Here is a 14,637-nt window from a genome sequence, read left to right on the forward strand (position 1 = left end):
CTAATTACACCTAGCTAAACTGAACCGTTTAAACTCGTCAACGGTTGAAATGTTAATTGTGGCACTTGCTTCACAAGACGCGTTAGGAGAACGAAAAACGATATGGATTTTAAAAAACATTCAACGGCGTTGCTGATTTCCTCTTTATTCACCCCTTTTCTTGCTACATCAGTTGCTGCGGAGACCTTACCTAAAGGCATTCAACTTGCCGCAGAACAGCATTTAGTACGTGCGAATGACGCAGAGGCGGCGACGCTTGACCCAGCGAAAGCCGAAGGTCTGCCAGAAATGCATGTGATTCGTGACTTATTTGAAGGGCTTGTGATTCAAGATCGTGACGGAAACATCATTCCCGGTGTGGCAGAATCATGGGAAACCAACGACAACCAAACCTTTACTTTTCACTTGCGCAAAGACGCGAAATGGTCGAATGGCGAGCCTGTGACAGCGGATGATTTTGTCTATTCACTGCGCCGAGCGGTGGATCCGAAAACCGCTTCTCCAAATGTTTGGTATCTCAAACTCACCAAGATCAAAAACATCACCGATGTAGCAGAGGGCAAAAAGCCTTTGGACGATCTCGGTATCAAGGCAGTGGATAAATACACCCTACGTTTTGAGTTGGACAGTCAAGTGCCGTACTTTGTTGCTATGACTGGGCACACGTCCATGATGCCAGTGCATCAAGCGACAGTGGAAAACCGCGACAAGCCGTGGAGCGATCCAGACCAATTTGTTAGCAACGGTGCATTCACATTGGATAAGTGGGTCGTGAATGAGCGCATTGAACTGGTTAAGAGTCCAAGTTACTGGGACAGCGCAGATACGCATCTAAACAGAGTGACTTACATTCCGTTTGAAAACCAAAACGCGTCGATCAATCGTTATGCGGCAGGAGAGTTGGATATCACGTCAGATGTGCCGACTCATATGGCGCAGAAGCTTAAACAAGATTACAAGCAGGCTTACACGGTGGTGCCATTGTTGTGCACGTATTACTACGCGTTCAATACCACTCGTCCGCCATTTGATGATGTGCGAGTGCGTCAAGCGGTGTCGTACTCCATCATGCGCGATGTGATTACAAATGGTGTCACGCAAGTGGGCAACCTTCCTGCTTATACTTTTGCGCATCAGTACACCGCAGGGTTTGATGCGACGCCGCCTGAATACAGTAAGTGGAGTCAGCAACAACGTGACGAGAAAGCGCGTCAGTTGTTAAAAGAAGCGGGTTACAGCCAAGACAAGCCGCTCGATTTTAAATTGCTGTACAACACCAGTGAGGCAAACAAATCGATCGCGGTTGCGATAGCGTCGATGCTACAAAAAAATCTCGGTGCAAACGTGGAGTTAGAAAACCAAGAGTGGAAGTCGTACTTAGTGGCGCGTAAACAAGGCAATTTCGATGTGATGCGCGCTTCCTGGTGTGGTGATTACAATGAAGCGTCTACTTTCCTGAGCTTACTTCGCTCAGGTTCTTCGGGTAACTTTGCACGTTACAGCAATGCAGCGTACGACAACGCGATGAACAGGGCACTGGCTGCAACCGATGAGAAAGCGCGCCAAGGATTTTACGACCAAGCTGAACAGTTGCTGGCGACAGATATGCCCATCGCACCAATCTATTACTACATGCAAGCACGTTTGGTTCGTCCAACCGTGGGTGGCTTTGCAAAGAACAACGTAGAAGGGCGCATCTACTCGAAAGATCTCTACATTAAAAAGTAGCGCTCAAAACAAGCGATAAATACGAAGCCCCGAAGATGTGTCTTACGGGGCTTCTTTTTATTGTTAGCGAGCGGAGAGCTTGTTCACGAGCATAGCGACTCGTTTGCCAAGATACTCTGCTGTTGCAACATCAGAAGCATGCAACTGACCACCTTCACCACCTTGTGCAACAATACCACCTTGTACACCATAACGATTCAGGTTTTGCTCCCCAGAATTGCTGATCTTATCCAACCCGACCCACATCATGCCGTGTTGGTTAGCGAGCGTTTGTAGATATTGTAATGTGCAAGATTGGTCGCCATTCATTGCCCCACCACTGGTAAAGCCAGCCGCGATTTTGCTCGCCCATTTTTGGTAATACCAAGATTCACTGCTTGCATCTGCAAATGCTTTAAACTGCGCTGCTACACCGCCCATATAGGTCGGTGAGCCAAAGATAATCGCATCACACTCAGCAAGTTCATCCATTAGTTTAGGGTTCACAAAACGTCCCTCAATAATCTCACTGCCTTCAATTCGGTGAGAGAGGATTTCACATTCATCTTGCTGCTTAATGCCTTGTTGTTCAACGCCTGCGGCAATCGCGCGAGCAAGCTGACCAGTAACGTCGGTTTTAGAGAAATAAATAATCGCAATTTTGGACACAATGGTTCCTTTTTTCATTGTTGATTTTTAATCGTGCGACTAAGGCTAAAACCTCAAGCTAAGTTGAGGTCAAGAAGAGATTTGAGATAGATAAAGTACGAATTGGTATCTAAAGAGCTTTCTTATAGGGTAAGTCGACGGCATAACTACAGTGAATGCAACGACGATGAATGTCGTGTATAAAAGCGTTAAAGGAAGAGCTTAAAGATGTAGAAAACTCTCTTGGAAACAATGATAAAGGTACCGATGCTAGTGATGATTAATAGGCGGAAAAATAGATTAAAATATGTAAACTCAGACCTGATCCAAGGCGGGAAAAGTACATTTCATCGTTTCTTAAGGCGAGGGATTATTATCATTATGGTAGGAGGCCTTTCTACAGCCTCTTCCACGGTATTTGCACACTTTATAGGGGGGATGTTTGATGTGGATATGAATGTTCATCCAGAGAGCTTAGAAGAAAAAGTGCATGCACTACTTTTTGTTTCGGTCAGTCTTGTTTTTTACCTCTTTTCTGCCCTTATCTCGCTAAATATTAGTGGGTGGCTCATAATGAAGCTAAAAATATAAGCTTACCTAAAACCATGTCCTTGTATTTTAAGGAAGATGGAACTAGTGACGATTTTTTCTTTGCTTGCACCATCTCTATTTTTTGTATTTATTTAAGGTTCGTAAATAAGAAGCTTCCTTTGGTTAAAGTGGCGCTTTTGGTTTCGGCGATGTGTCATGTTTTTATCATGAAAGAATACAGTGGTGACCTTCAGCTTATACGTTTTGTCTCTTCACTGTTTTTCGCCATTAACTTTGGGTTATTTGTGACCACCAAGTGATACTAAAAAGCCGATGTAGATACATCGGCTTTTTAGTGGGTTATTTCTTTCTGCGAGTATAAATCCGAGATTTTGCTTTACTTGGCTCTGGCTTGTTTTTCGCCAGCTTTAGTACCGCTTTTTGCAAAATCTGGTTGTTTGGGTAAGTGATCAAGTTACCGTTATCGTGCTTAATTAACACGTGAAACATACTGATTTCTTGAATCTCGCCGCTGATGTCTTCGTCTTTGTCTACGACTTTGATGCGATCGCCCACTCGGTATGGGAAGACAAAAAAGATCAAAAAGCTGGCAGTGATGTTGCTCAGAATTGACCATTGCGCAATAAACGCCACACCCAATACGGCGAAAATGGACGATAGGAACAATGACACATCACCATAGCCAATCCCGGTGATAATGGCAAAAACAGACGCGGTTAAAAATAAAAGCACGACGTTAAAACAACGCTGAATAAAACTCAGGCGGGCCTTTTTTACACCTTTTGAGGTCGCTAAGTTTAAAATGGCTCGATTGACGATTCTCTTCAGAATGCGATAAGCAATCAGGACAATAATGCCCATTAAGACTTTGTACCCGAGAGAGCCAGCGGTGAAATACTGGCTCACTTGATCTAGATGGATCCAATCATTCATTTCTTCAACTCGACGATATTAAGAAAACCGCTGTTATAGCTGATTTTCTGATGTAAGTAATCACAAATTTTCTCTCTCCATTTTTCGTCTCTCTACCTAGGAACTTCGCCCTAGAGCCTACGGAGAGTTGTAGAGTTTTATCAATAGTGTGCAGAGCTTTGCTTCTGTTTGCGCTCACCGCATATATTCAACCAAAGTTGATGCGGTTTTAAAGTGTTTAATGTTTGAGCTGTATCTCATATCCGGTATTGTATGAGGCTAGGAGCGTATAAACGTGCTGAATATGATTTTTGTCCTGATAACCTAAGACGTGTTGAGTGAAATGGCTTGCTAGGATATCTATCAAATGGAAGAAGATGAAAAGGCGATTATGATGTTGGTAGTGATTGTGGGGCTAGTGCTCGTTTGGATAGTGCTTGAAGAGCTTAACTATCTTGGATTCTCAATAAAATAAGCCCCGTTAAACATGAGTCAAACGGGGCCTTTCTCTTTTGTAAATGCTAATTTCGGTTAGCTAACCGCACGTACTTTGCCTTGCTTCAGGTCATTCAGCACTTGCGCTTTAGGACCATCAGCAATGATGCTGCCTTTCTCCATCACAATCACTCGATCAACGATGTCGAGCATCGACGTTTTATGCGTAATCAGTATCAATGTTTCGCTCGGTTTGAGCTGAGATAGCTGGTGCTTAATATGCATTTCAGAGCGGTTATCCATCGCGCTGGTCGGTTCATCCATAAGTAGGACGGGAGGACGGCCCAAAAATGCACGAGCAATCGTGACGGCTTGACGTTGACCACCAGAAAGCATCGCACCACCTTCACCTACTTGACGTTCTAAACCAGCTGGATCCGATTGTGTAAATGCGGTCACGCCTGCACGGTTTGCTGCATCAAGCACGTCTCGGTCATCGGTTAGTGGACGACCCAAGGTAATATTGTCGCGAATCGAACCGAAGAATAGATTCGAATCTTGAGGCACACAGCCGATGTTACGTCGAACATCAACGTGATGAAGCTGTGCAATATCAGTATCATCGATACGTACGTGCCCCTCTGTTGGCTTATACAAGCCCATAATCAAGCGCTCTAACGTTGTCTTACCCGAACCAATCCGACCGATTATCGCGACTTTTTCACCAGGATTTATCGTGAGAGAAATGTTACGTATAGACGCGACAGGAGAGTCTGGGTAATGAAACGTTACGCGATCAATTTCAATCTTACCTTGGATTATTGGGCGATGGATGTAGCGTTTCCCTTCTTCTTGCTCATCCGGCATTTCCATGACTTGATTGATAATCGTCATAGAAGACTTCGCCTGGTTGTAGCGCGTTGAGAGCAAAGACAACTGAACCAAAGGCCCTATGGCGCGACCACTCAACATGGTTGCGGCAATTAAGCCACCCATGGTGAGTTCGCCTTCTGCAATCAGATAAACACCGAGAATGATCATCCCAACGTTACTACTTTGCTGTACGAAGCCAGCCGCGTTCTGGATGCTGTCGGTAATGCGGCGGCTTTTGATGTTCCAGTTCGCCATGTGCGCCACCGCTTCTTCCCAACGGTATTGGAATTGGCTTTGCGCGCTGAGCATTTTTACGGTTTCTAGCCCCGCTAGACTCTCAATTAAGTTGGCGTATTTTTGCGATGCTAAGCGTGACCCTTCCTCTATAGAGCGACGCAGCGGTCCTTGTATCAGTAGCGAATGGACAATCAAAATGACCACGCCGACCATTGGAACATACACAAGATCGCCAGCCATTAGCCATATAATCACCAAGAACAGAATGGCAAAAGGCAGGTCAATTAGGGCACTGACGGTTGCAGACGTGAAGAATTCTCGAATAGATTCAAACTCTTGAAGATGGCGAGCGAATGCGCCGACTGAAGGCGGCTTGGACTCCATTCGGATGCCCATCACTTTGCTGAACAGCTTGGAGGAAATCAGAATGTCAGACTTCTTTCCTGCGACATCAATAAAGTAGTTTCTCAACGATTTGAGTATGAAATCGAATAGAAAGACAACAAATATGCCGCTTGCCAATACCCATAAGGTTTCAAACGCGAGATTCGGTACCACTTTGTCGTACACCAAACGAGTGAATAGCGGAGCGGCAACGGCAAAGAGGTTGATGAGAAGTGAGGCGATTAAAACATCGCGGTAGATACGTTTTGACTGCCACAAGGTTGACCAAAACCAGTGACCTTCGTTGGTTTTGAGCACCTCGGGAGAGCGCTCATCGAAACGGAATTGTTTTTTAACTAAAAAGTAGCGACCAGTGTACTGCTCAAGTAGGTCTTCTAATGGAATGGAGATTGGCACCATTCCACTTTCTAAGGTGGTGACTTCGGCTTCGCGTGTCTCCGCGTTAATGCTGTTGAGAACGCATGAGTCACCGCCTTTAAGAACTAAGATTGCCGGCAGAATCAGGCTGGAGATGTTCTCCAGCTCTGCACGGTTTTCCTTGGCAACCAATCCGGCCCTTTCCGCTGCTCTTGGTAGCAAAAACGGAGTTAGCTTGCCGTCTGAAAGCGGAAGGCCATTGACTAGCGCTTCTGGCGAGTTAGCTAACCCATAGTAACGGCTAACGTAGATGAGCGAATTCAGTAAAGGGTCTTTCATCTGTGGTAAACCTTTTTATTCCTTGTCGACGATGAATCCTTGGAATACCTCAACAAAATGCTCGGTGAGGAAGTCCAACTGGATTTGAGTTTCAATACGCGACGCGATAGTCGTAATGCCTAGGTTATGGGCAGTACGAGAAATCGACGTTAGCGTGAATTTCTGTTTTTCGTCGTGTAAGTTGTGTGTGAATAGGTAATCGAGCTTCACATAGTTAGGACGGAACTCTTGGATGTACTCCAATGATTGGAAGTTACGTCCATAGTTATCTACGCCAAACTCAGCCCCGGATTGGCGAATGGCATTACATAACAGCGCCGTGTGGTGAGGCTGATCAATAAAACACTCCTCTGGAATTTCAAAGTGTAGCTTAGAGGCCACTTTTGCGTGTTTTTCCAACATGCTGGTGGTCCAGCGAATGAACGATGGCTGAGACAAGCTACTTTGCGCAATATTGATCGCGACAGGATCGGTTAGCTCGCCACTTTCCAACATCTTAATCATCGACTCAATAACGTATTGGTCGAAAATATTGGTGGCGTCTAGCTGCTCTAGTGCGAATAAATATTGGTTGGCACGGAACGTTTCGCCCTCTTTTTCGATGCTTGAGAACACTTCGTTATGGAACACTTTACCCCAAGTGTTCTTCGCTGCTTGGAAGCGGAATTTAACCCAATCGCTATGAATCGCTTCTTCAACCAGCGCTTTCCACTGCTGTTTACCCATTAAGTTAGAAGGTGTGTCACTGCCGATAAAGCCGTAAGCTTTGTCTGGTTGAGCTTTGGCTTTCGAGAGCGCATTATCCACCATAGATAAGATTTCAGAGCGCGTTTTTTGGTCTTTACTATGCGCAACACCTAAGGCTGCTTTTGGTTTGGCTAGACCGGTTGGATCAGTGTTCAACCCGTTAACGCAGTTCACGATGCTGTCCGCCAAAATGCGTAGTTCGCTTTCATCCATGTGTGGGAAAAGCAGACCAAACTCATCACTAGATAGGCGTGCAATGGTAGCTCCCGGCACATCAATGGTGTTTTTCAGACGTTGAGACAGTTCTTTTACGTGGGCATCGGCGCGTTGGTAGTCTTTTGTCTCGTAAATGTCACCAATGTATTCTGCATGGAGTAGCGCGATACCCCCTTGCGTTTGCTCTGCAAGCCATTGGTCTATTTGGTTGATGTAGAACGAGCGATTACCCAGTTTGGAGATAGGGTCGAGGTAAGCTTGAGCACGCAGTCGTTGTGCCTCTTTCGCTTGCTCTTTGAATGACAGCTCAATTTGAGCAGACATCATGTTAATGCCATCTACCACCGCGATCAGATCTTTAGTTCTTGGACGAGCAAGTGGTTCACCAAATTGGTTATTAGCGATTTCATGCATTTTTTTCACGATGGCCGCTAATGGTTTTAGTGAGCGACGGAGGATGTACGAAATCGCAATTAAACCAGCCAGGAAAATGACACTGAACGCAGATAACAAACCAATAAAGCCTTGCCAGAGCTGCTCGTAAGCTGCTCCTGGGTGGCTAATGATTTCCACTTCAGCAAGTTGCATCCAACCACTGGTCACCACGCGCTTATCGTGAATGGCTTTGAATAGATTCATGTCGATAAACCACTGTGGCACCGTACTTGGTTTAACCGGGTAAGTGCGCACGATTTGGTAGTCAGAATCTAAAGCGGTCAGGCGAACAACCGAGTAGGTACTGCCGTCAAACAGAGCATTAATCACGGATTCTACCGCGACTTTATCTTTGTCTTTAAGGTAAGGAGCCAATGCCAAACCTACGGTGTTAATGGTGTTGTTGACCTCTGAACGTTGCTGTTGTTCCAAGCTGTCTCGAGTCGTGTTGAATTGGATTACGAATACTGATGCCAACAAGAGTATAAAGACCGTAACCATTCCCACTACAAGCTTCTTATATAGGGTCATGTTTCTCACTCGTCATAGTTAATTTTAGGTTTATTTAACTGCAACTTACGTTCGCGCGAGCGTAAGTCATTCCAAAGGCTCAACCGTGATGCTTTCCCTGCCAGCTCTCCAGTGCTAGCAGAAGACTTCATCAACCACAGGTTTGTACCATTAAAACTGTATATCGGTAGCAAGTCGCTACGTTTAGAGGCTCGGACAATATCAGGGTTGATATTGTCGAGAATGAGCGGCTCAGAGCTTGGGGTTGGGTAGTAAGCTAATACCATGTGAAACTGATTCAGTTCGATGGCTTTTACGTAGATCAAACGCATCTTAGAATCTGGTATTCCTAGCTCGAGTAACGAGAAGTACTTGGCGATGGTGAAATCCTCACAATCCCCTGCATTACTCCCTAAAAATTCGAGTGGCGTAGCCCAATAATCTGTCTTTCCCCACAGTTTTATGTCGTCAACAAAATACAGCTGGTTAAAAAAGTCGTTGACGCCAGCGAGCTGTTCATGTGTCTCTAATTGTTTAAATAAGTCGAGGTTTTTTCGCCATGTATTTACGCGCAATCCCGCACGTTCGCCGTACACTGCTGTGACCGTATTGACCCATTGTTGTTCTTTACTGCTTAACGCACCAATTTGGAACGAAAAACAACTTAAACTGATTAATAATGTAACTTTACGCTTCAAATTGGATCGCATATTCGACTCATATCACAAGTATACTCTTCTAAAGGGTTCGTCAGTGAGAAACAAATGCTTTTTATTTAATCACTTATCGCTCAATACTCGCCGTTGTGAGTACCTTGGTGTGATTTACTCCTTCAAGGCGTTCGTTTTGGCACTTAAAATCGGTTTAAGTAGATATTCCAAAACGGTTCGCTTCCCTGTGATGATATCGACCGATGCCGTCATTCCTGGAATGATTGGTAAATCTGCATCTTGACCAAAATTCGTTTTATCGGTGCGGACACGAACGATGTAAAAGCTATTTCCTTCTTCATCTTGGGTTGTATCTGCGCTGATGTGCTCCAACTCACCCTCTAAGCCGCCGTACTTAGTGAAGTCGTAAGCCGTAAACTTCACGATGGCGTGTAGGTCCGGGCGCAAAAATGCAATGTCTTTTGGCGCAATTTTCGCTTCTACTAATAACGTATCTTCAGTTGGTACAATTTCGACGATATCCATGCCTGGTTGGATAACACCCCCAACGGTGTTGATGTTCAGCGTTTTGATTTTGCCTGTTACTGGCGAGTTCACAACGGTTCGATTGACTCTATCTTCTAAACCCACTGCTGATTCAACCAAGGCAGATAACTGGTCTTGGGCGCTGTTGAGTTTCTCTTGCTGTTCAGAGCGGAATTTGAGCGCAACATCAATGCGATTAAGCATGGATTCTCGAATCGCTGACTTTAATACCGGGATTTTGAGCTCACTGGACGTCATTTCGCGGCGGGTGTCGTTGACTTGGCGTTGTAATTTGAGTAATTCAATACGAGGCACAACACCTTCATCAGCCAACGGTTTGGTAATGTCTAATTCTTTCTTCGCATATTGATAGCTTTGACGTAAGTTCCTTACTCGCGCTTCAATCTCTACTAAGTCCTGCTGCTTTTGCTGAACTTGTTGGTCAATCACCGAAAGTTGGTTGCGTAAATTGTCTAAATCTTCGCGGTATTCAGCTTTCTGGCGCTGAGTGAGTTTCGGCTGAGTTTCTTCTAAAGTTGGTGGAAAGGTCAGTTTGCCATAATCGAGTACTACGCTTTGGCGCCAGTTTTCCGTTTCAAAATCACGATTCACGGCAACACTGTTGATCGAAGCTGAGAGTTGCAGCACAGACGCAGTTAGGTTGGCAACTTGTTGTTCACGCTCACGAAAATCAGAGCGAAAGCGAGTGTCATCGATAAGAAGTAACTGCTGACCTTTTTCAACCAACTGACCTTCTTTGACTAAAATTTCTTTGACTAAGCCACCTTCTAAGTTTTGTACAACTTGAATCTGTGAAGAGGGAATGACTTTTCCCTGACCAACAGTGACCTGGTCGATTTCAGCCCAAGATGCCCAGCCTATTGCAGCAATAAAAAACAACACCATCACCCAGAGCATCAAACGTGCGCTGTTGGGGGTGTTGAGGAGCAATGCTGCAGTTTTGTCGTCAACAAAATCCAACTCTTCATTGTTGAGTTTGTTGTAGTTATCTCGGCTCATCACAGTCCCTGCTTATATAAATGCTGATTATCTTTTTGATCTTATTATTATTAACCGATCATGTCAGTATGCTCGGCGAATAAAAATATGAGACGAAGACCATTCTCTCTCCGAATGAGCGTTTTCAATGCTTCTCTAGCAAAAGAAAAGTGAAGATATCGTCAGAGTATGGCTATTGCGCCTTGAACTTGGTTTTATCCAACTGATGTTTTTTTAGTTTGTCGTACAAGGTTTTGCGTGATACCTGTAATTCTAGTTGAACCTCTTTGAGTCTGCCTCGGTGTCTTTGTAGTGCATCGAATAATAAGCAATATTCAAAGTATTCTGTGCGCTGAGTCATACTCTGAATTTCGATACTTTTTTCACTGTTCCAATCTTCCATTCGGAAGGTATCTGGCTTGAGCGCGCGAAGTTCTGCAAATTGGCGCAGCTGCTTAATATTTTCTGGCCATTCTAAATCGGTCAGATGTTTGACTTCTTCTAAGCTAATGTGTGGCGGTTGAAGCTGATAACGGCTCGCTGCGTGGCGTACAAAGTGCTTATATAAAGGCCCTATATCTTCCTTTCTTTCATCGAGTGTCGGCAAGTGAATTAGAGTAGCCAGAGCTTTGATAGACGGATCAACTTGGGTTGTCGCACCAAAAACACGCTCAAGTTTCGGGTGGTTAAACAAGCATTGCCATTGTTCATATGAGACATGCTCAGCACTATGTAAGTACAAGCTGCAATGGCTTTTTCCTTCAATCAAGCGATGTATGGCTTTATCGAGGGCTTCTAATGAAAGCTCATAGAGATCCTCACCAGAAGCGGCGATTAACTCGCTGTCTGGCGTTGCATGTATGTCGTGGGCAAATTGTGCGGCGAGCCGGCGACCTGTGCCATCTTGACCAACAAAAATGATCGGCTGGTTCGTTGGTGCGCTGATCAAAGCGCGACGAATGCTCACCATGGCTTTACTGTGACCAATCATTTTCGGACCAACATGAGTTTGCATGTCGAGCTCTTTTTTAAGCCAGATGTTTTCCTGCAATAGATTCAACTTATCACCAGCGTTATTGAGCGACTTCATAAGTTGTTCCGTTGAAAAAGGCTTTTCGAGAAAGTCGTACGCGCCGCTTTTCATCGCATCTACCGCGGTTTTCACATCTCCATGTCCGGTAAGTACGATAAATTGAAAGTGATCGTTTTTGCTTCGCAACGTTCGCATGAACTCCAATCCATCCATCACAGGCATATGGATATCGGTGATGATGATCGCTGGCGTATTTGGGTCGATAACGCGCGAGGCTTCCACGGCGTTTGGTAAGCAGGTGACGTCTATCCCTTCAATAAGCAGTGCTTGAGCGACGGCATCACGAATATGTGGTTCATCATCAACAAAGAAAACGGGATTATTCATGGTTGTTTTCCACTTCTGGGTTGCGTTGGTTTTGGGTAGCGATTGGCAGCGTTACGATAAAGGTCATGCCTCCTGTTTGTTGTTCCGTGTTCTGATGTTTATAAGCACTGAGTGAGCCGTGATAGCTTTCTAAAATGCGTTTGGAGATGGTCAAACCTAATCCTAAGCCCTCTGGCTTAGTCGTAAAAAACGGGTCAAAGACTTTTGCTAGGGCTTCGTCCGACATGCCGGGCCCGTTGTCGGAAACAAGAATGTCACAGCTGTCATCATGACACTGAACGGCAATAGATATTTGCGGATCAATGCAGTAGTTTTCCATCGCTTGTGCAGCATTATGGAAGAGATTGATCAGAACTTGCTCTAACTCAACGCTGTGAATTGCTAGCTTCACATTATAATCGATGGCTGGGACTTTTAATGTCACCCCTTGTTTAATGAGTTTGTTGCTCAAAATGCTGGTGGCAGTATGCACTGCGTCGTGCAGTACCGCGATTTCATTGTGTGAATCGTGCGTGGCTTTCCGAGTGAAGACTTTTAAGCGTGCGATCACTTCCGAAATGGTGTCATTGAGTGCCAGCATTTTGCCCAAATTGTCGGCGACCATTGGGTATCGTTCCATTGCCAACAAACGCTGTGAGTTTTCGGTATAGGTTCTTAGTGCGGAAAGTGGTTGATTTATCTCATGATTAATACTGGCAGACAGCTCGCCTAGTAGCGCCAATTTCGCGGCTTGAGTCAGTTCTTGTTGTGTTTGTTTGAGCTCCTGCTGGCTTTGCTCATATTGGCGGATGGTCTGTTGTAGCTTTTGGTTGGCTTCACTCAGCACTAGTGTCCGTTGCACTACTTTTTCTTCTAGGCTCACATTAAGGTCGGCTAGGCGTGCCTTGTTCACGAGTGTTTGGAACCACGCTAACGCAATCAGCGCAATGAGCGCATATAGAATCAGGAAGACGATATCAGCCTGTAAAACGGCGGCAAGGACGCTGTTGTGGTTTATCAAGGCAACGACGCGAAATCCTTTATCCAATAAATGTGTCGCGTATGCGAGGTAATTGGGTGAGAGGAGCAATTGATTATCAGCAAACTCGGTGACGCCACTTTGCGCGGTAAGCTCACCAAAATACTCTGGTAAGGTATCGCCATACTGACGCGTTTCGGTAAGCTCGTTTATTGCACTCGGTGACAGCGGGAAAAGTGCACGATAGCGCCAGTTAGGCAAATTGCTCATAAACACGACATTGTGTTTATCCGTGATGAGTACGTCCGTCGTGGTTTGCGAAAGACGCTGTTCTAACTGCTCCAAATTCACTTTTACCGTGATCACCCCAACGACCTCATCATTTACCCAAAGCGGAGATGAGAAGAAGTACCCACGTTTATTTGAACGAACGCCTAACCCGACATATTGAGCAGGTTCACCGCGTCGCGCATTTTTAAAATAGGGACGATAGCTAAAGCTGGAACCAACAAACGTATCTTCTTGCTGAAAGTTACTTGAGGCAATGACTAACCCTGTGCGGTCATGAACGTAAATCGTATCGGCCAAACTTTGTTTCAACCAATCTGCTAACAATAGGTTGAGCTCGTGAGAGGGCGCTCCGCGTTCTACTGCTTTGAGTAATCTCGGATCGTGACTTAATAGGTTTGGTATCTGTTCAAACTTTGCCAGCTCGTAGTCTACTTCTTGCGACACTTGCGCCGCTTGTCTCTCTAGCTTTTGTTGCCACTGATCATGTTGGTATTGAGTTGCGTAATGATGAGTAAGCGCAAGCCCTGAAATGCCAACGGCACACAGCAGCAGTAGAAAATGACGTAGGGCTTTAGGGTTGAGTAAGTTCACGATCAGCTCACTGGTTTTTTGTGTCATGGTATCAAATGACACACTGTGATGCTGTGAGCGGCAACGATAACAAGCATAATGATGTCCTTGTATTTCCTCAGTATCGGGAGCACAATCGACAAAAACGAGTGAAGGAGTAAAGATGGAACTTGCTGATATTCGTCGTGAGTACACCAAAGGTGGGCTACGTCGTAAAGATTTGAAAGCTGATCCTATTGATCAATTTAATCTGTGGCTAGAGCAAGCGGTTGAAGCGGGTTTAACGGATCCGACTGCGATGACAGTTGCAACGGTTGATGAAAATGGCATGCCGTTTCAACGCATTGTTCTATTGAAAAACGTCGACAAAAATGGCTTTGTATTTTACACCAACCTAGGCAGTCGCAAGGCCCAGCAGCTTGAGCATAACAGCAATATTAGTTTGCACTTCCCTTGGCATCCGTTAGAGCGCCAGGTTCATATTACTGGTGTGGCGGAAAAGCTCACCGCCGTAGAAAATATGAAATACTTTACTTCTCGTCCAAAAGAGAGCCAATTAGCCGCAATCGCGAGCAAGCAAAGTAGCCGTATTTCTGCTCGAGGCGTATTAGAAGGTAAGTTTTTAGAGCTAAAACAGAAATTTGCTAAGGGTGAAATACCGGTTCCAACCTTCTGGGGTGGCTTTCGCGTAAAACCACAGAGCATCGAGTTTTGGCAGGGTGGTGAACACCGTCTTCATGACCGCTTTCTTTTCTCCCAACATGACGGAAGTTGGGACATTGACCGTCTAGCGCCATAAACTCTCGTGCCTCATGAATAAACAAACACCG

The 14,637-nt window shown here is 45.2% G+C and carries 11 protein-coding genes; 3 read left to right on the plus strand and 8 right to left on the minus strand.

Features of this window, described 5'->3' with window-relative positions:
• Positions 1–102: 102 nt before the first annotated feature.
• Positions 103–1,728, plus strand: a complete 1,626-nt coding sequence (locus MTR11_RS09865) for an ABC transporter substrate-binding protein (RefSeq protein WP_243327419.1) — start codon at positions 103–105, stop codon at positions 1,726–1,728.
• Between the two features lie 63 nt (positions 1,729–1,791).
• Here the strand turns inward: MTR11_RS09865 and MTR11_RS09870 are convergent, their stop codons facing one another.
• Entirely contained in the window at positions 1,792–2,376 is a 585-nt protein-coding gene (locus MTR11_RS09870; RefSeq protein WP_140382528.1) for a flavodoxin family protein, read from the minus strand.
• A gap of 231 nt (positions 2,377–2,607) precedes the next feature.
• On the opposite strand from MTR11_RS09870, the gene MTR11_RS09875 reads away from it, so the two are divergent.
• A complete protein-coding gene (locus tag MTR11_RS09875) occupies positions 2,608–2,946 on the plus strand; it encodes a hypothetical protein (RefSeq protein ID WP_150918138.1) in 339 nt (112 codons plus the stop codon).
• A gap of 300 nt (positions 2,947–3,246) precedes the next feature.
• Here MTR11_RS09875 and MTR11_RS09880 read toward each other — a convergent pair whose 3' ends face one another.
• From MTR11_RS09880 to MTR11_RS09910, 7 genes are all read right to left on the minus strand, one after another.
• Positions 3,247–3,840 (minus strand): mechanosensitive ion channel family protein, encoded by a 594-nt coding sequence (locus MTR11_RS09880; RefSeq protein ID WP_012842403.1) that lies wholly within the window; start codon positions 3,838–3,840, stop codon positions 3,247–3,249.
• Positions 3,841–4,350: 510 nt separating this feature from the next.
• Entirely contained in the window at positions 4,351–6,465 is a 2,115-nt protein-coding gene (locus MTR11_RS09885) for a type I secretion system permease/ATPase (RefSeq protein ID WP_006740888.1), read from the minus strand.
• A 15-nt stretch (positions 6,466–6,480) separates the two neighbouring features.
• A complete protein-coding gene (locus MTR11_RS09890; RefSeq protein ID WP_031780239.1) occupies positions 6,481–8,394 on the minus strand; it encodes a LapD/MoxY N-terminal periplasmic domain-containing protein in 1,914 nt (637 codons plus the stop codon).
• A 5-nt stretch (positions 8,395–8,399) separates the two neighbouring features.
• Complete coding sequence (locus MTR11_RS09895) at positions 8,400–9,083, minus strand: transglutaminase-like cysteine peptidase (RefSeq protein WP_005392134.1); 684 nt, start codon at positions 9,081–9,083, stop codon at positions 8,400–8,402.
• 114 nt (positions 9,084–9,197) lie between these two features.
• Positions 9,198–10,589, minus strand: a complete 1,392-nt coding sequence (locus tag MTR11_RS09900) for an HlyD family type I secretion periplasmic adaptor subunit (protein WP_005392136.1) — start codon at positions 10,587–10,589, stop codon at positions 9,198–9,200.
• A gap of 172 nt (positions 10,590–10,761) precedes the next feature.
• Positions 10,762–11,988 carry a sigma-54-dependent transcriptional regulator gene (locus MTR11_RS09905; protein WP_243327420.1) on the minus strand — a complete coding sequence of 409 codons (1,227 nt, stop codon included), beginning with the start codon at positions 11,986–11,988 and terminating at the stop codon, positions 10,762–10,764.
• Positions 11,981–13,855, minus strand: coding sequence for a sensor histidine kinase (locus MTR11_RS09910; RefSeq protein WP_243328108.1), 1,875 nt, complete (start codon positions 13,853–13,855; stop codon positions 11,981–11,983). Before MTR11_RS09910 ends, MTR11_RS09905 begins: the two co-directional genes overlap by 8 nt.
• Positions 13,856–13,970: 115 nt before the next feature.
• On the opposite strand from MTR11_RS09910, the gene pdxH reads away from it, so the two are divergent.
• Positions 13,971–14,606 carry a pyridoxamine 5'-phosphate oxidase gene (pdxH, locus tag MTR11_RS09915; RefSeq protein ID WP_005392142.1) on the plus strand — a complete coding sequence of 212 codons (636 nt, stop codon included), beginning with the start codon at positions 13,971–13,973 and terminating at the stop codon, positions 14,604–14,606.
• Positions 14,607–14,637 lie beyond the last annotated feature (31 nt).

Origin of the sequence: Vibrio sp. CCB-PB317 (assembly GCF_022808245.1) — a bacterium.
Taxonomy (GTDB): domain Bacteria; phylum Pseudomonadota; class Gammaproteobacteria; order Enterobacterales; family Vibrionaceae; genus Vibrio; species Vibrio diabolicus.

Excerpts from the sequence above, each read along its gene's own strand:
- MTR11_RS09865 (WP_243327419.1), top strand. The coding sequence starts at position 103 with ATGGATTTTAAAAAACATTCAACGGCGTTGCTGATTTCCTCTTTATTC.
- MTR11_RS09875 (WP_150918138.1), top strand. The coding sequence starts at position 2,608 with ATGATAAAGGTACCGATGCTAGTGATGATTAATAGGCGGAAAAATAGA.
- MTR11_RS09880 (WP_012842403.1), bottom strand. The coding sequence starts at position 3,840 with ATGAATGATTGGATCCATCTAGATCAAGTGAGCCAGTATTTCACCGCT.
- MTR11_RS09885 (WP_006740888.1), bottom strand. The coding sequence starts at position 6,465 with ATGAAAGACCCTTTACTGAATTCGCTCATCTACGTTAGCCGTTACTAT.
- MTR11_RS09890 (WP_031780239.1), bottom strand. The coding sequence starts at position 8,394 with ATGACCCTATATAAGAAGCTTGTAGTGGGAATGGTTACGGTCTTTATA.
- MTR11_RS09895 (WP_005392134.1), bottom strand. The coding sequence starts at position 9,083 with ATGCGATCCAATTTGAAGCGTAAAGTTACATTATTAATCAGTTTAAGT.
- MTR11_RS09900 (WP_005392136.1), bottom strand. The coding sequence starts at position 10,589 with ATGAGCCGAGATAACTACAACAAACTCAACAATGAAGAGTTGGATTTT.
- MTR11_RS09905 (WP_243327420.1), bottom strand. The coding sequence starts at position 11,988 with ATGAATAATCCCGTTTTCTTTGTTGATGATGAACCACATATTCGTGAT.
- MTR11_RS09910 (WP_243328108.1), bottom strand. The coding sequence starts at position 13,855 with ATGACACAAAAAACCAGTGAGCTGATCGTGAACTTACTCAACCCTAAA.
- pdxH (WP_005392142.1), top strand. The coding sequence starts at position 13,971 with ATGGAACTTGCTGATATTCGTCGTGAGTACACCAAAGGTGGGCTACGT.